The sequence below is a fragment of the Pseudomonas sp. Au-Pse12 genome (genome assembly GCF_021341665.1).
Lineage (GTDB): Bacteria > Pseudomonadota > Gammaproteobacteria > Pseudomonadales > Pseudomonadaceae > Aquipseudomonas.
This window is the reverse complement of sequence record NZ_JAJTTH010000005.1, coordinates 326820-343924: the sequence shown is the minus strand read 5'-3', so window position 1 is coordinate 343924 and position 17105 is coordinate 326820. Positions and strand designations below refer to the sequence as shown.

Below are 17105 nucleotides of genomic sequence, written 5' to 3'. Positions count from 1 at the left end.
GCCCGCGACAGGCCCGGGCAGACAACCAAGATGTCGAGGTGAACATGTACAACTGGATCAGCGCCCTCGCCGACCTGCAAAGCCAGGGCGAACCCTGCGTGCTGGTGACCATCATCGAAGAGCTGGGTTCGACCCCGCGCAATGCCGGCTCGAAGATGGTGGTCAGCGCCACCCGGGCCTTCGACACCATCGGCGGCGGCCACCTGGAATACAAGGCCATGCAGATCGCCCGGGAGATGCTCGCCGCCGGCAAGCAGGCCACCCACCTGGAGCGCTTCAGCCTCGGCGCCAGCCTCGGCCAATGCTGCGGCGGCGCCACGGTGCTGCTGTTCGAGCCGATGGGCCAGGTACAGGCACAGATCGCCGTATTCGGTGCCGGACATGTCGGCCGCGCCCTGGTGCCGCTACTGGCCAGCCTGCCTTGCCGGGTGCGCTGGATCGATTCGCGGGAACAGGAGTTCCCGGAACAGATTCCCCAGGGCGTGCGCAAGATCGTCAGCGACGAACCGCTGGAGGAAATCGATAACCTGCCCGCCGGCAGCTATTGCATCGTCATGACCCATAATCACCAGCTGGACCTGGAGTTGACCGCGGCCCTGCTCAAGCGCAACGATTTCACCTATTTCGGCCTGATCGGCTCGAAGACCAAACGGGTCAAGTTCGAACACCGCCTGCGTGATCGCGGTTTCGACGCAGACACCTTGCAGCGCATGCGCTGCCCGATGGGGCTCGGCGAAGTCAAAGGCAAGTTGCCTGTGGAAATCGCCATCTCCATCGCCGGCGAGATCATCGCCACCTACAACGCTCATTTCGGCCAGCCCAGCGCCAGCGCCGAACCCATTGCCAGACTGCTGCCGGCCTCGCGCCGCAGCCAGGCCTCAAACTGACAGGACACACTGAGAATCCCCCATGCCTTTGACTCGCAAAGCCTACCGTGCCGCCATCCTGCACAGCATCGCCGACCCGGCCGAAGTCGGCATCGAAGCCTCCTACGAGTACTTCGAAGACGGCCTGCTGGTAATCGAGAATGGCCGGATCAGTGCTCTCGGCCATGCCAGCGAACTGCTGGCCAACCTACCCGCCGAGGTGCAGGTCGAGCACTATCCGGACGCCCTGATCACTCCCGGCTTCATCGACACGCATATCCACCTGCCCCAGACCGGCATGGTCGGCGCCTACGGCGAGCAACTGCTGGACTGGCTGAACACCTACACCTTCCCCTGTGAAAGCCAGTTCGCCGACCAGGCCCACGCCAATGAAGTGGCGGACATCTTCATCAAGGAACTGCTGCGCAACGGCACCACCACCGCCCTGGTGTTCGGCAGCGTGCACCCGCAGTCGGTCAACGCGTTCTTCGAAGCCGCCGAAAAACTCGACCTGCGGATGATCGCCGGCAAGGTGATGATGGACCGCAACGCCCCGGACTACCTGACCGACACCGCCGAATCCGGCTATCAGGAAAGCAAGGCGCTGATCGAGCGCTGGCACGGCAAGGGCCGCCTGCACTACGCCGTCACTCCGCGCTTTGCGCCAACCAGTACCCCGGAGCAACTGACCCTGGCCGGCCAGTTGCTGACCGAGTACCCCGACCTCTACATGCAGACCCACATCAGTGAAAACCTGCAGGAAATCGAATGGGTCAAGGCACTGTTCCCGGAGCGCAAGGGTTACCTGGACGTGTACGACCACTACCAGTTGCTCGGCGAGCGCTCGGTGTTCGCCCATGGCGTGCACCTGTGCGATGACGAATGCGCGCGCCTGGCGGAAACCGGCTCGGCCGTGGCCTTCTGCCCAACCTCGAACTTCTTCCTCGGCAGCGGCTTGTTCAACCTGCCGATGGCGGAAAAGCACAAGCTCAACGTCGGCCTGGGCACCGACGTCGGTGGCGGCACCAGCTTCTCGCTGCTGCAGACCCTGAACGAGGCCTACAAGGTCATGCAACTGCAAGGCGCCCGCCTGAGCCCGTTCAAGTCGCTGTACCTGGCGACACTGGGCGGCGCCCGGGCCCTGCGCCTGGAGGACAAGATCGGCACCCTGCACCCGGGCACCGACGCCGACTTCGTGGTCCTCGACTACCACGCCACGCCGCTGCTCAGCTACCGCCTGAAGCAGGCCAAGAGCATCGCCGAAACCCTGTTCGTGCTGATGACCCTGGGGGATGACCGCACGGTGCTGCAGACCTTTGCCGCCGGCCAGCAGGTGCACCAGCGCTAACCTTTGCGAAAATGAAAATCCCCCGTTCGACAGCCTCGCACGGGGGATTTTTTGTCTGCACCCTGAACCGGGTTGCACGGAACCTAGAAGGTCACTTCCATGTTCAAGGTTGGCGCCGAGGTCCGCGTGCCACGTCCGCCGTCCACCCCGAACTTGTTATGCCAGTATTCGTAGCCAACCCCCAGGTACAGGTTGGGCTTGACGTTCTTGCCCGGCAGCACGGCCACCATCAACGAACTGCGCAGCAGGGTTTCCGGAGCGGTGTCGCGGTAGTTGTAGTCGTGCCCCTTTTCACCGGTGTAGTTGATGAAACCCTGGAACTTGGCAGCGTGGCTGCCGACTTCGAAAGGTCGCATCCAGGCCAGGTTGAGCAGGTAGGTATCGTCGAAGGTGTGATCCGGATCCTTGGCCCCGGGGATCCCCGAATGGTTGTTTTCCTTGTAGTACAGCAAGCTCAGGTCAAGCACTCCGACCGTGTTGAACTTGAGGGTCGGGCCAAAGACCAGGGCGCGCTTTTTCGCCGATCCCAGGTTGTTGTTGCGGCTGGCGTCGAAGCCCATGGTCAGCGCGTAGTCCTTGATCAGGCCGGTGCCCAGCGGCGTGCCCAGTACCCGGGAAGAATACAGCTGATGACGATAGACCCCGTAGACCTCGCTGCTGCCCTTGTGGGTGCCCTTGCGCGGATCGTCGCTGTCGGAAAGCAGTACATCCAGGTGCAGGTAGTTGCTGCCGTACTGGTAGCCGCTGGCGTGGGTGAAGCTGTAGATGCGCTTGCTGATGTAGTGCGGGTTGTTCGGGTTGGTGAACTCCTTGCCGTACCGAAAGCCGACGCTGTTGTTCATCCACTCGAGGGCGGCTGCTTCCCCTGCTCCGATCATGGTCAATAGCAGGGTTGCGCCTTGTAGTGCCTTTTTCATTTTTATTATGTCCTGTGGCGGTGTGGCTTGAGGCAGCTTCGCTGGCTGCCGACCGGACGCAGTATCGACACAAGCGCCACAGTGCCCAAAGCACAGAATATCGATCAGGGCGCTGCCGAAATGGCAACACGGGGCCAGGAGGCCGGACTCAGAGCACCGGCTGGCCGAAGGCGCGCTCTGCCCGCTCGCGAATCGCGATCTCCTCACTGAGCAAATGCGCCAGCGCCTCCACCGCGCTGGGCAAGTCGCGGCCACTGCGGGCATAGAGCCCCAGGTCACTGTAGATGCCGCCCTGGTCACTCAGGGGAATGTGCAGCAACTCGCCCTTGTCCAGATCCGCCTCGACCCCGACACGGGTCTGGAAGGCCACGCCCATGTTGTGCCGGGCCATCTGCCGCGCCAGCTCCATGGAGTTGCTCTGCAACGGCGGCTTGTCCAGCAGCCCCAGGCGCTTGTGCAGTGGCGCCAGCAAGTGATGGATCGACAGTTCGCTCTTGGCCAGGATCAACCCGTGCTCGGCACAGGTGGCGAAGTTGACGCTGCCTCGCTCCGCCAAGGGATGGTCAGGGCTGACCAATGCCCCCAGGCGAAAATGTCCGACGCTCAATTGACGAATTTCCGCCGCCCGCGGCACGGCGAAGGCCAGGCCCAGGTCGGCGCGACTATTGATCAGGGCCTGGGGAATCGATTGCGACCCCTGGACGGTGACGCCGATGGTCACCTGCGGGTAGTGATCGCGCATGCGCTTGAGCACCGAAGGCAGCAGATCCACCGCGGCGCCTTCTGCCGTGGCGATCTCCACGTGGCCGCTCTTCAAGCCACGCAAGGCGTCGAACTCCAGGCGCACCCGCTCCAGATCCTGCAGCACCAGGTTGACGTGGCGACTGAGAACCTCCCCGGCCAGGGTCAGGCGCAGGCCGCCGGGCAAGCGTTCGAACAGCGGCGCGCCAATTTCATCCTCGATCTTGAGAATCTGCCGATTCACCGCCGAGGACGCGACATTCAGACGCCGGGCAGCCTCACGGATCGAATGGCAGCGCCGGACCATGTCGAAGTAGTGGATCGCGGAGGAATGAATACGTAGCGTTCTGCCGCTCATGCCGCGGGCTCCTTTCGCAGGGCGAGAAGCGAGTCATGGCGGTCTGCAACCGCGCCGCCCGCCTCGAAGCGGGCACTGTATACAATCCATCATTAAAATCGCAACAATCAACCCGCCCCGGAACCTTTGCTTGTGCCAAACAAAAATCCCCCGCTGCGTGCCAGGTACGCAGCGGGGGATTGCTTGAAGCTGGCGACGGCTACTCAGAGCTTGGCGCTGGGCCGCCCCGGCTTCTTGGTTTGCAGCAGGTGCGAGAACACCGCATGCAGGTCGTCCGAAGCGCTTTCCTCGTCGAGGTTGAGCTTGCTGTCGATGTGGTCCATGTGATGCATCATCAGGTTCACCGCCAGTTCACCGTCCCTGGCTTCGATGGCATCGATCAGCTGGGTGTGTTCATCGTAGGAACAATGCGAGCGGTTGCCGCTTTCGTACTGGGCGATGATCAGCGAAGTCTGGGACACCAGGCTGCGCTGGAAACTGATCAGCGGCGCGTTCCTGGCCGCTTCCGCCAGCTTCAGGTGGAACTCCCCGGAGAGACGGATTCCGGCGCCGCGATCGCCACGGGAAAAGCTGTCGCGCTCTTCGCTGACCATCTGCCGCAACTCCAGCAACTGCTCGGCGGTGGCGTGCTGCACGGCCAGCTCAGTGATGGCTCGCTCCACCAGACGCCGGGCCAGGAACACCTGACGGGCTTCCTCGACGCTCGGGCTGGAAACCACCGCGCCACGGTTGGGTCGCAGCAGCACCACGCCTTCATGGGCCAGACGCGACAGGGCACGACGGATGATGGTCCGACTGACTCCGAAAATCTCCCCCAGCGCCTCTTCGCTCAATTTGGTACCGGGCGCCAGGCGCTGCTCGAGGATGGCCTCAAAGATGTGCGCGTAGACAATATCGTCCTGGGTTCCGCTGCGACCGGCTTTGCCTGCTCGCGGTTGTTTCTTGAGAGGTTGCAACTGTTCGTTCATGGGCACTCGGGTCGGAAGGACTGCGGCGATTTCGGCGTGACTTTAATACGCCACGGTGGGTCGCTGGCAAGTATCGCGTTAAAACAGGGGCACATTGTACACAACCCATGGGGATCGCTAGCAAAAAGTGTTACGGACCCACCGCTTGCTCGGCGACTGTACGGCTATTTGTAGTCACGGCTGTATTGCAATGCAAAGTTACTTTTAAGTTTAGGCTTGAACCTTGAACCCCATGACTGGCCCATTGCTCGAAAGCGCTTCGATCAATGCGCCCGGGATGTGGTTTTTTGCGCACTTCAAGAACAAGGAACAGCAGTAATGTCCGACGCCACTCCCGCGCAGCTGCGCCCTCTGGCCGATACTTCACCGTCAGCCATAGTGGCCGGCTTCATCGCCATGATGACTGGCTACACCAGCTCCCTGGTGCTGATGTTCCAGGCCGGACAAGCCGCCGGCCTGACCAGCGGTCAGATTTCCTCGTGGATCTGGGCCATCTCCATCGGCATGGCGGTGTGCAGCATCGGCCTGTCGTTGCGCTATCGCACCCCCATTACCATCGCCTGGTCGACCCCCGGCGCTGCCTTGCTGATCACCAGCCTCTCCGGAGTCACCTACGGCGAAGCCATCGGCGCCTACATCACCTGTGCCGTGCTGGTCACCCTGTGCGGGCTGACCGGCAGCTTCGAGCGCCTGGTGAAAAAGATCCCCGCGTCCCTGGCAGCGGCCCTGCTGGCGGGGATCCTGTTCAAGATCGGCAGTGAAATCTTCGTCGCCGCCCAGCATCGCACCGGCCTGGTACTGGGCATGTTCTTCACCTACCTGGTGGTCAAGCGCCTGTCGCCGCGCTACGCGGTACTGGCCGCGCTGCTGATTGGCACGGCCCTGTCGGGCGCCATGGGCCTGCTGGACTTCAGCGGCTTTCACCTGGAAGTGGCGACACCGGTCTGGACCACGCCGCACTTCTCCCTGGCGGCCACCATCAGCATCGGCATTCCCCTGTTCGTGGTGGCCATGACTTCGCAGAACATGCCCGGGGTCGCCGTGCTGCGCGCCGATGGCTACAACGTTCCAGCCTCGCCGCTGATCACCGCCACCGGTTTTGCCTCGCTGCTGCTGGCGCCGTTCGGTTCCCACGGCATCAACCTCGCGGCCATCAGCGCCGCCATCTGCACCGGCCCGCACGCCCACGAAGATCACAGCAAGCGCTACACCGCGGCGGTGTGGTGCGGGATTTTCTACGGCATTGCCGGGGTCTTCGGCGCCACCCTGGCGGCGCTGTTCGCTGCCCTGCCCAAGGAACTGGTGCTGTCGATTGCCGCCCTGGCACTGTTCGGCTCGATCATCAACGGCCTGAGCATTGCCATGAGTGAAGTGAAGGAGCGTGAGGCCGCGTTGATCACCTTCATGGTCACGGCGTCGGGGCTGACGCTGTTTTCCATCGGCTCGGCGTTCTGGGGAATCGTCGCGGGGGTGGTGACCTTGATGATCCTGAACTGGCGCAATGCCTGAGGCGCTTCACTGGCAAGCCAGCGCCTTCGAATATCAGCGCCCACGACAGAACCCGGGGCGGGCCCGTGGCAGGTGCAAGGAGACAAGGGAAAGATCGAGACGTTGCCCTGGGGCAACAACGCATGAGCGGCCCGGACGGGCCGCTCATGCATGACATCACGCGACTGGGTTGATCGCGTTGTCCGGGTACCAGACGTCCAGCAGCGGGCTGACTTCAACGGTGGTCAGCTCGGTGCGCGCCTTGAGCCAGGCTTCAACGGTGGCACGTTGCTCTTCGCTGACGGAACCGCGCTTGCTCAGGCATACCAGACCGAAGTCGTCGCCGCCTACATAGCCCAGGCCGTTGGCTTCCATCGCTTCTTTGAGGAATGCGTCGAGGAAAGCATCGATAGCTTCGTCAGCCAGATCTTCTTTGAAATCCAGGTTCAGCTCAAAACCCAGCTCCTGAAATTCATCCACGCAGAGTTTTTTGCGCAGACGGCGGGAACGGTTAGTGGCCATGGAACAATCCTCATAAGTAATAACGGGCGGCACTTTACCAGTTTAGGCAAGCGATTGCCTGACTCTATGAGGACGCGGCCCTGCCATTGGTAAAAAAAATACCACCCCGGCAGCCCGTGGCACGGCACAAGCCGCTATACCTTGGGGCATAATGCCGACACTTTCATGACTACTGAGGGATTTTATCTGCATGCCCTCGCCTTTTTTCCCCCTCGACTGCAGGGTTCCATTTCATATGATCAAATCGTTGCGTCCTCTGTTGCTTGCCAGTGTTTTTCTACCCCTGGCATTCCCCGTTTCCGCGGCCCCGGTCAACACCACCCTGACCCCCAAGGTCCAGCAAGCCCTCAAAGCCAGCAAACTTCCGGATAACGCGCTGTCGCTGGTGATGATCCCCCTGAACGGCCCGGGCACCCCGACCATTTTCAACGCCGATGTATCGGTCAATCCGGCGTCCACCATGAAGCTGGTGACCACTTATGCAGCCCTGGAAATGCTCGGCCCAACCCACCAGTGGAAAACCGAGTTCTATACCGACGGCACCCTCAGCGGCGGCATCCTCAACGGCAACCTGTACCTCAAGGGCGGCGGCGACCCCAAGCTGAACATGGAGAAGCTCTGGCTGCTGATGCGCGACTTGCGGGCCAATGGCGTGCAGCAAGTCACCGGCGACCTGGTGCTGGATCGCAACTACTTCGTGCAACCGCAACTGCCGGAATTCAATGACGACGGCAACGACGAGAACAAGCCGTTCCTGGTCAAGCCCGACGCCCTGATGGTCAACCTCAAGGCCCTGCGCTTTGTTGCCCGCAATGATTCCGGGCGGGTGCTGGTGTCGGTGGAACCGCCGATCGCCAAGATTCGCATCGACAACCAGGTCAAGGCGGTCAACACCAAGCAGTGCACCGGTGACGTGCGCTACAACCCGGTCACCCAGGCCGATGGCAGCGTAATCGTCACCGTCGGCGGCCAGTTGGGCGATGGCTGCAGCTCCCAGACCTACCTGTCGCTGCTGGACCACGCCACCTATACCGCCGGCGCGGTGCGGGCGATCTGGAGCGAACTGGGCGGCAGCATCCAGGGCCAGGATCGCCTGGCGGTGGTGCCCAAGGATGCCAAGGTGCTGGCCCGGGCCTTCTCCCCGGACCTCGCGGAAATCATCCGCGACATCAACAAATACAGTAACAACACCATGGCCCAGCAGTTGTTCCTGAGCCTGGGCGCCAAGTACCGCAACGAGGCCGATGGCGATGACGCCAAGGCCGCCCAGCGCGTGGTGCGCCAATGGCTGGCGAAGAAGGGCATTACCTCGCCGCACCTGGTGATGGAGAACGGCTCCGGCCTGTCCCGTGCCGAGCGGGTCAGCGCCCGGGAAATGGCCGGCCTGCTGCAAGCCGCGTGGAAGAGCCCCTATGCGGCCGAGTTCATCAGCTCGATGCCGATCGCCGGCATGGACGGCACCATGCGCAAGCGCCTCAAGCGCACCGCCATGTCGGGTGAGGCGCACATCAAGACTGGCACCCTGAACACCGTCCGCGCCATCGCCGGCTACAGCCGCGATGACAACGGCAATACCTGGGCAGTGGTGGCGATCCTCAACGATCCACGGCCGTTCGGCGCCTCCTCGGTGCTGGATCAGGTGCTGCTGGACCTGTATCGCCAGCCGAAGCTGGCCACCAGCGCGTCGGTGCTGTAACCGACGACACGGGCGGCGCGCCTGGTGCGCCGCCCGCCTTCATGGCAACTCCGTCTGGACCCGATCCCGCCCCGCCTGCTTGGCGGCATAGACCCCGGAGTCGGCCCGAAGCAGCAACCCGTCCGCGCCCTCGCCTTCGCGCCAACTGGCGATACCGAAACTGGCCGTCACGACAGCCACTGGCCCGATCGGCGAACTGCGCACCCCGTGCCACAGTTCCTGCGCCAGAATCAGCGCCTGCTGGCCGGTGGTGTCCGGGCACAGGACGATGAACTCCTCGCCCCCCAGACGACAGAAGACGTCGACACGCCGCAGCCGCCGACCGATGCGTTCGCACAACCCGCGCAGCACCTGATCCCCTACGCCATGCCCATACTGGTCGTTGATCCGCTTGAAATGATCGACATCCAGCATGATCACCGCCATCTCGCCGCCGCCACGCTTGAGCCGATGCATTTCCGCCTGGAGCCGCTCCTGGAAGAAGCGCCGGTTGTGGATGCCGGTCAGCGAATCGGTGATCGACAGTGCCCGCAACTCTTCCTCGACCCGCTTGAGGTCGGAGATATCCGATATATAGCCGTGCCATAGCACACCGCCGCCACGCAGGCTTTCAGGTGTCGCCGCACCGCGCATCCAGCGCAAGCCGCGTTGCGGCAGGCGGACCCGGTATTCCTCGCGCCAGGGGCTGAGCTGCTGCGCCGAGACCCGGATCGACTCACGCACCCGCTCCAGGTCCTCGGGATGGATGCGCTCGAACACCGGCTCGGCATCCTGCTGCAGCAACTGCGGCTCTATTTCGTAAATCTCGCGGATACCGTCGCTGGCGTAGGTGAAACTCGCATGCCCGTCGGCGTCCAGCTTGAACTGATAGATCCCGCCTGGCACATGGGCGCTGAGCCGCTGCAACAAACGATCACGGGCGGCCAGGGCCTCATGCACGCGCTTGCGCTCGGTAATGTCGATGCAGATCGCCAGATGGCCAATCCACAACCCCTGGTCGTCGAGCACCGGGGTGGCCAGCATATTCACCTGCAAATGACTGCCGTCACGCCGAACCAGGGTCCACTCCCGAGTCTCATGCCCACCAGCCATGCCCTCTTCCACCAACATCGCCTGGGACACCGGGATGGCCTTGCCATAGCGCTGGCTGAGGCTTTGCGCCCAGCTTTCCAGTTCTTCGGGCAGGTGCAGGCTTTCCAGGGTCAGGTGCCCCACGGCCTCGGCGCTGCGGTAACCAAGCATCTGCTCGGCCCCGGCATTGAAGGTGCTGATCACCCCGCGCAGGTCCGTGGCGATGATCGCCACCTGCGTGGCGGCATTGAGCACGCAACGCAACTGGCTATGGGTGCCGCGCAGCTCCTGCTCACGGCTGCGCAGCTCTGCGGTGCGCTGCTCCACCAGCGCCAGGGCCCGTTGGCGCTGGCTCACCAGCACATAGAGCAAGGCACTGAGCAGCAGGCTGAGCATGCCGCCAAGAATGACCAGGCTGCTCAGGGAGGAATGGTTAGCGTGCAGGAAGGCCGCGCTGGGGCGGATGTCCACCTGGTAATCCCGATCCGCCAGGCGCAGCAGGCGGCTGGCGGTCAGATTGCTGGTGACAGGCGGGTTGTTCGACTCATAGAGCACCTCGTGCTGGCCCTCGGTGGACAGATCGAGAATCCGCACCGACAGGTTATCGCTGGCAGAAACCGGCAAGCCGTCCGCCACCAACTGCCGCAGACTGATGATCGCCAGCACAAAACCGTAGGGCCGGGCCTGAGGGCCGCTGCCCTCCTGCGCGCGCCTGACCGGAGCGGCCAGCAGCACCCCACGCGCATAAGCCGGGTCCACCGCCACCAGGTGCAAAGGCGGCGAGACCGCCAGGCCATTGAGCTCCCGAGCCCGCTCCAGGGTGGCCCGGCGCAGGGGCTGGGCCAACAGGTCGTACCCCAGGGGCGAGCCCAGCGGGCTCTGGGTCTGGCTGTACAACACCGGTGCATAGTCGTCGTGATCGCCGGCCGGCTCCATCTGGCCGCTGGCATTCAATTGCAGAATGGAAAACCCCGGCTGCCCCTGGTCCCGTACCGAGCGCTCGAACTCCGCGCGCTGGGCACGGCTCACCAAAGGCGCCCAGGCATAGGCCTGGGTCCGACGCAACAACGGTTTGGCGTAGCCTTCGAAATCCTGGCGGGTCACCAGGTCGGAGTTGACAAAGAATCGCCGCAAGCTGTCCAGGCGTTGTTCCTGGTCTTGAAAGCGCTCTTCGATGCGGCTGTAGCGTTCGCTGACGAGCAACTGGAAACGCTGTCGCAGCTGCTGCTTGTTCAGGCTGTAGGTGGACCAGGCGAGAAGCCCGGTGAGAATACCGCCGGCAAGCAATACCAACAGGGCCACCAGCCAGGCAGAAACCTCTTCACTTATGAAACCCAGGATTTTCGGGCGTACCACATGCAACGGCATAAGTAGAACTCATCACGCCAACGAATTTGGGTGTCATCCGGACTAGGTGTGAGTTATAGCTATTAGCCATTAATTTGACCAGCGCTAAACAGCCGCCGAAGCCTGAAAAAACAGGCCCCGGTGGCTTGTCCGGCCATCAGCGAGCGGTGATTTTCCAGGCTCTGTGGATTTTGCCGTTACGGGCGAAATCCGGATCGATGGTCTTCGCCGTGATCTCCTCGACCTGATACCGCGCGGCGAGGTTCTCATCCAGCTGGAACTTGCGGAAGTTGTTGGAGAAGTACAGCACGCCGCCCGGCGCCAGACGCGCCATGGCCAGGTCCAGCAACTGCACCTGGTCACGTTGCACGTCGAACACCCCTTCCATGCGCTTGGAGTTGGAGAAGGTTGGCGGGTCGATGAAGATCAGGTCGAACTCGTCACGGCAGCTGTCCAGCCAGGCCATCACGTCGCCCTGCTCCAGACGGTTCTTGTCAGAGAATCCGTTGAGCGAGAAGTTGCGACGCGCCCAATCCAGGTAGGTTTTCGACAAGTCGACGCTGGTAGTGCTGCGCGCACCGCCCTTGGCCGCGTGCACACTGGCGGTGGCGGTGTAGCAGAACAGGTTGAGGAAGCGCTTGCCGGCCGCCTCCTGCTGAATGCGCATGCGCATTGGCCGGTGATCGAGGAACAACCCGGTATCCAGGTAATCGGTCAGGTTCACCAGCAGCTTGATCCCGCCTTCGCGGACTTCGGTGAACTGGCCCTGGGCACTCTGGCGCTCGTATTGCTTGGTGCCGCTCTGACGCTCGCGGCGCTTGATCACCACCCGGCTCTTGTCGACGTTCAGCGCCTGGGGAATCGCCGCCAGCGCATCGAACAGACGGGCCTGGGCCTTCTCCGGGTCAACCGACTTGGGCGCGGCGTATTCCTGCACGTGCACCCAATCCTGGTACAGGTCGATGGCCAGGGAGTATTCCGGCATGTCGGCATCGTAGACGCGGTAGCACTCGATGCCCTCGCGCTTGGCCCACTTGCCCAGTTGCTTGAGGTTCTTCTGCAGGCGGTTGGCGAACATCTGCCCGCCTTCGCTCAAGCGTGCCTGCTCGACCACAGGCGCCGGAGCCGGCGCCGGCTTGATCGGGTTGCCATTCTTGTTGTACTGGCGCACAGGGGCTTCGTCTGCGGCGGCCTGGGCCTGCTCGCGCTCCACCTGACGCTGTTCGGCGGTACGCCGCTCGCCGGTGACGAACTGGTCCGGCAGCACCTTGATCAGCAACAGCTTGCAGGGCAAGGCGCCGTTCCAGAACGAGTACTGCTTATGGCTGCGGATGCCCATGCGCTTGCCCAGGTCCGGGGCGCCGGTGAACACCGCCGCCTCCCAGTTCAGGCAGGCCTGGCGCAGGCGCTCGCCGAGGTTCTGGTAGAGGTACAGCAGGCTGGCTTCGTCACCCAAGCGCTCGCCGTAAGGCGGGTTGCAGATCACCAGGCCTTTCTGGTTCTGGTCTGGGCGCGGTTCGAAGGTGCCCACTTCGCCCTGGTAGATCTTGATCCAATCGCTCAGGCCGGCGCGCTCGACGTTGTTGCGACCCGGCTGGATCAGCCGTGGATCGGCCTCGTAGCCGCGGATCCACAGTGGCGGCTTGGCCAAGCCGGCCTGGGCCCGGGCCAGCGCCTCGTCATGCAGCTTGCGCCACAGCGCCGGCACGTGGCCGAGCCAGGCGGTGAAGCCCCACTGCTCGCGCTTGAGGTTGGGCGCGATGTCGGCGGCGATCATCGCCGCTTCCACCAGGAAGGTCCCGACACCGCACATCGGGTCGGCCAGGGCGCCGCCTTCAGCGGCGATGCGTGGCCAGCCGGAACGGATCAGGATCGCTGCCGCCAGGTTTTCCTTGAGTGGCGCAGCGCCTTGCTGCAGGCGGTAGCCGCGCTGGTGCAGGCTGTGGCCGGAAAGGTCCAGGGAGAGGATCGCTTCGCCGCGGTCCAGGCGCAGGTGAATGCGCAGGTCCGGGTTGAGCTTGTCCACCGAAGGACGCTCGCCGGTCGGGGTGCGCAGTTTGTCGACGATGGCGTCCTTGACCTTCAAGGCGCCGAAGTGGGTGTTGTCGATGCCCGAGCCGTGGCCGCTGAACTCCACCGCCAGGGTACCGTCGGCCAGCATGTGGTCCTGCCAGTCGACATCCAGCACACCGTGGTAGAGGTCCTCGGCATCCTTCATCGGGAAGCGCTTGAGCACCAGCAGCACCCGGTTGGCCAGGCGCGACCACAGGCACAGGCGATAGGCCGTCTCCATGTCGGCCATGCCGCGCACGGCAGAAGTGTGCTCACGCGCTTGCTCAAGGCCAAGCCCGACGGCTTCCTCGATCAGCAGGCCTTCAAGGCCTTTGGGGCAGGTGAGGAAGATTTCGTAACGATCCGACATGGGAATACCAGGGCCTTTAGCAATAAGTGAACGGGCAACGCATCGCCCGCTCGGTTTTCAATCAAGCGCTTTTCTTCAAGAGCGCTCGTGTGGCGCGAAACTGCGCCGTGCCACCCCGGCTGGGCGGCTGTTTTGCAGGGCAAAAGAGCTTAGAGGCCGGGACAGATAAAAAGTCAGGGCAACAAAATGACATAAGTCGACCCTTCGTCGAATAGTAGTTGAGTGCAACCGTTCGACATTCTCACTAAAGCATTAACCTCATCATCTAGCGAGAGGCTCACCACAGCGGGCTTTGCGTGACAGGCACGATACAAAACCGCTCGCCGCTTATGGCCTGGACAGCATTATCGTTACGTCCTTATGACAAAACGATCATTCACTTGCTGTGACCTATTGGTTAGAACTCAACACAGGTTGGCGCCGCAACGGCGTCAACATCAAGGCTCGCGACGTCGGCAGCGAGCACCAACGGCAGAGACCCTCTGCCCGACCTCAACGAAGGTCGACGGGACATAAAGCAGTCAACAAGTGAGGGAAACACCCTATGAGAAGACTAAAGCGTGATCCGTTGGAAAGAGCGTTTTTACGCGGATATCAGTATGGCGTTAATGGCAAGTCCCGTGAGCTTTGCCCATTTACTCTACCGTCGGTACGCCAAGCCTGGATTAACGGCTGGCGCGAAGGACGCGGCGACAACTGGGACGGTATGACAGGCACTGCGGGCATCCACAGACTCAACGAACTTCGCGCTGTCGGCTGATCAGGGCACATTCCGACACCTAAAACTTGAATAGATAACGACTTAACCACGCACGCCCCATCCGGGCGGCGGGCTTCGGCCCAGGGGCTCCTTCGAGGAGCCCTTTTTTATCCGCGCGTTTTCTCCTGCCCCTCTCAGCCCATGGCCGCAATGGCATCCACCGACTCGCGAATCAGCGCCGGGCCCTTGTAGATGAAGCCCGAATACAGCTGCACCAGGCTGGCGCCCGCTGCGATCTTCTCTGCCGCGTGCTTGCCCTCGGTGATGCCGCCCACGGCAATGATCGGCAAACGGCCAGCCAGTTCAGCGGCCAGCACCTTGACCGTGTGGGTGCTCTTTTCCCGTACCGGCGCGCCGGACAGGCCGCCCGCCTCGGCACCGTGCTCCAGGCCCTCGACGCCTTCACGGCTCAAGGTGGTGTTGGTGGCGATCACCGCGTCCATGCCGGTTTCCAGCAAGGCACGGGCCACTTCCACGGTTTCCTCGTCGCTCATGTCCGGGGCGATCTTGATCGCCAGCGGCACGCGCTTGCCATGGATAGCGGTGAGTTCCTGCTGGCGCTGGCTCAAGGCCGACAGCAGCTGCTTGAGCGACTCGCCAAATTGCAGGCTACGCAGGCCCGGGGTATTGGGCGAACTGACGTTGACCGTGACATAGCTGGCATGGGCATAGACCTTGTCCAGGCAGATCAGGTAGTCGTCCACCGCCCGCTCCACCGGCGTGTCAAAGTTCTTGCCGATATTGATCCCCAGCACGCCCTTGTATTGCGCGGCCGCGACCCGCGCCAGCAGGTTGTCGACCCCCAGGTTGTTGAAACCCATGCGGTTGATGATGGCCTCGGCCTGGGGCAGGCGGAAAATCCGTGGCTTGGGATTGCCCGGTTGCGGGCGCGGGGTGACGGTGCCGATCTCGACGAAGCCGAACCCCAACTGGGCGAAGCCGTCGATGGCCGCGCCGTTCTTGTCCAGGCCGGCAGCCAGGCCCACCGGGTTCGGGAACTCCAGGCCCATGACCTTGACCGGCCTCTGCGCCGGCGCCTTGCACAACAGCCCGTTAAGGCCCAAACGCCCACCCGCGCCGATCAGGTCCAGGGACAGATCATGGGAGGTTTCCGGGGAGAGTTTGAACAACAGCTGGCGGGCCAGGGTATACATGGGCGGGATGAACTCGGTTGGCGGCGAAATAGGGCGCCGATTATAGCCGGGCCAGGGGCGTGCAGGCGAGGCGCAGAGTGAAATCCCCGGCCGGCTGGCATATGCCTTGCACCCTCTTGCACATGCAGACCTCGGCCAACGGCGGCCCGGGTCGAAGGACAATGGCGTCGTCACCCGCCCCGGCCCTCCCCGGCCAGCGGGAACGACGCTTTTTTATGCAAGGTGCCAAGCCATGACTGAACGCCCCAATACCCCGCTGGCCTGGGTCAACGGCAGCGACGCCCCGGAAAAGTCCGCGATCAACCTGGGCTTCATGGCCCTGACCGATTGTGCTTCGGTGGTGGTCGCCGCCACCCAGGGCTTTGCCCAGCCCTACGGCTTGACCCTGAACCTCAGGCGCCAGAGCTCGTGGGCCAACCTGCGCGACAAGCTGGTGAGCGGCGAACTGGATGCCGCCCACAGCCTCTATGGCCTGATCTACGCGGTGCACCTGGGCATCGGCGGGACCAGCCCCTGCGAGATGGCGGTGCTCATGGGCCTGAACCAGAACGGCCAGAGCATCAACCTGTCCCGCGAGCTGCAAGCCCTCAAGGTGACCAGCCCTGAAGCACTCGACCGCCACGTGCACCAAAGCCGGGCGCGCCTGACCTTCGCCCAGACCTTTCCCACCGGCACCCACGCCATGTGGTTGTACTACTGGCTGGCCAGCCAGGGCATTCATCCGTTGCTGGACGTCGACAGCGTGGTGGTGCCGCCGCCGCAGATGGTCGCCCACCTGCAGGCCGGGCGTATCGACGGCTTCTGCGTCGGCGAACCCTGGAGCGCCAGCGCGGTGCAGCAAGACCTGGGGTTCACCCTGGCCACCAGCCAGGCGATCTGGCCCGACCACCCGGAAAAGGTCCTTGGCTGCACCCATGCCTTCGTCGAGCAGTACCCCAACACCGCGCGCGCCCTGGTAATGGCGATCCTCGAAGCCAGCCGCTTCATCGAGCAGAGCCCGGAAAACCGCCGCGGCACCGCCCAGTTGCTGAGCGCCGCCGACTACCTGAACGCCCCGCTGGCCTGCATCGAGCCACGGCTGCTGGGGGACTACGCCGACGGCCTGGGCAACCGCTGGCAGGATCCCCACGCCCTGCGTTTCCACCAGCACGGCGCCGTCAACCTGCCCTACCTGTCCGACGGCATGTGGTTCATGACCCAGTTCCGTCGCTGGGGCCTGCTGCGCGAGGACCCGGACTACCTCGGCGTCGCCCGCCAGGTGCAGCAGCTGCAGCTCTACCGCGAAGCCGCCAGCGCGCTGGGCATCGCCGCCTGGGGCCAGGACATGCGCAGCAGCCAGCTGATCGACGGCAAGGTCTGGGACGGCTCGCAACCCGCCGCCTATGCCCGCAGCTTCCGCCTGCACGCCCTGAACGACAGCCCTCCCCTTGCCGCCCAGCGCTGACCG

General features: G+C 63.4%; 13 protein-coding genes. 6 read left to right on the top strand and 7 right to left on the bottom strand.

The genetic code is table 11. The features are described from left to right. Positions 1-44: 44 nt before the first annotated feature. Positions 45-887 (top strand): xanthine dehydrogenase accessory protein XdhC, encoded by an 843-nt coding sequence (xdhC, locus tag LXM55_RS16545; RefSeq protein ID WP_233321359.1) that lies wholly within the window; start codon positions 45-47, stop codon positions 885-887. A gap of 22 nt (positions 888-909) precedes the next feature. Continuing rightward, on the top strand, positions 910-2214 hold the full coding sequence (guaD, locus tag LXM55_RS16540) for a guanine deaminase (RefSeq protein WP_233321358.1): 1305 nt from the start codon (positions 910-912) through the stop codon (positions 2212-2214). 83 nt (positions 2215-2297) lie between these two features. Here guaD and LXM55_RS16535 read toward each other — a convergent pair whose 3' ends face one another. The 3 genes from LXM55_RS16535 to LXM55_RS16525 all read right to left on the bottom strand — a co-directional run bounded on the left by LXM55_RS16535 (position 2298) and on the right by LXM55_RS16525 (position 5198). Beyond that, positions 2298-3131: a nucleoside-binding protein gene (locus tag LXM55_RS16535; protein WP_233321357.1), complete on the bottom strand. Its 834-nt coding sequence runs from the start codon at positions 3129-3131 to the stop codon at positions 2298-2300. Positions 3132-3279: 148 nt separating this feature from the next. Beyond that, on the bottom strand, positions 3280-4230 hold the full coding sequence (locus LXM55_RS16530) for a LysR family transcriptional regulator (protein ID WP_233321356.1): 951 nt from the start codon (positions 4228-4230) through the stop codon (positions 3280-3282). A 203-nt stretch (positions 4231-4433) separates the two neighbouring features. Beyond that, complete coding sequence (locus LXM55_RS16525; RefSeq protein WP_233321355.1) at positions 4434-5198, bottom strand: GntR family transcriptional regulator; 765 nt, start codon at positions 5196-5198, stop codon at positions 4434-4436. Positions 5199-5516: 318 nt separating this feature from the next. On the opposite strand from LXM55_RS16525, the gene LXM55_RS16520 reads away from it, so the two are divergent. Next, entirely contained in the window at positions 5517-6707 is a 1191-nt protein-coding gene (locus LXM55_RS16520; RefSeq protein ID WP_233321354.1) for a benzoate/H(+) symporter BenE family transporter, read from the top strand. Positions 6708-6863: 156 nt separating this feature from the next. On the opposite strand, the gene LXM55_RS16515 is transcribed toward LXM55_RS16520, so the two are convergent. Continuing rightward, positions 6864-7208: a YggL family protein gene (locus tag LXM55_RS16515; RefSeq protein WP_233321353.1), complete on the bottom strand. Its 345-nt coding sequence runs from the start codon at positions 7206-7208 to the stop codon at positions 6864-6866. A 235-nt stretch (positions 7209-7443) separates the two neighbouring features. Here LXM55_RS16515 and dacB point away from each other — a divergent pair, with 235 nt between their 5' ends. Then, a complete protein-coding gene (gene dacB, locus LXM55_RS16510; protein ID WP_233321352.1) occupies positions 7444-8904 on the top strand; it encodes a D-alanyl-D-alanine carboxypeptidase/D-alanyl-D-alanine endopeptidase in 1461 nt (486 codons plus the stop codon). A 39-nt stretch (positions 8905-8943) separates the two neighbouring features. Here the strand turns inward: dacB and LXM55_RS16505 are convergent, their stop codons facing one another. Next, on the bottom strand, positions 8944-11343 hold the full coding sequence (locus LXM55_RS16505; protein ID WP_233321351.1) for a sensor domain-containing diguanylate cyclase: 2400 nt from the start codon (positions 11341-11343) through the stop codon (positions 8944-8946). 136 nt (positions 11344-11479) lie between these two features. Beyond that, positions 11480-13744: a bifunctional 23S rRNA (guanine(2069)-N(7))-methyltransferase RlmK/23S rRNA (guanine(2445)-N(2))-methyltransferase RlmL gene (gene rlmKL / locus LXM55_RS16500; RefSeq protein ID WP_233321350.1), complete on the bottom strand. Its 2265-nt coding sequence runs from the start codon at positions 13742-13744 to the stop codon at positions 11480-11482. A gap of 544 nt (positions 13745-14288) precedes the next feature. Here rlmKL and rmf point away from each other — a divergent pair. Then, a complete protein-coding gene (gene rmf / locus LXM55_RS16495) occupies positions 14289-14504 on the top strand; it encodes a ribosome modulation factor (RefSeq protein ID WP_016965693.1) in 216 nt (71 codons plus the stop codon). 134 nt (positions 14505-14638) lie between these two features. On the opposite strand, the gene LXM55_RS16490 is transcribed toward rmf, so the two are convergent. Beyond that, positions 14639-15658, bottom strand: a complete 1020-nt coding sequence (locus LXM55_RS16490) for a quinone-dependent dihydroorotate dehydrogenase (RefSeq protein ID WP_233321349.1) — start codon at positions 15656-15658, stop codon at positions 14639-14641. A gap of 232 nt (positions 15659-15890) precedes the next feature. On the opposite strand from LXM55_RS16490, the gene LXM55_RS16485 reads away from it, so the two are divergent. Beyond that, entirely contained in the window at positions 15891-17102 is a 1212-nt protein-coding gene (locus tag LXM55_RS16485) for a CmpA/NrtA family ABC transporter substrate-binding protein (protein WP_233321348.1), read from the top strand. Positions 17103-17105 lie beyond the last annotated feature (3 nt).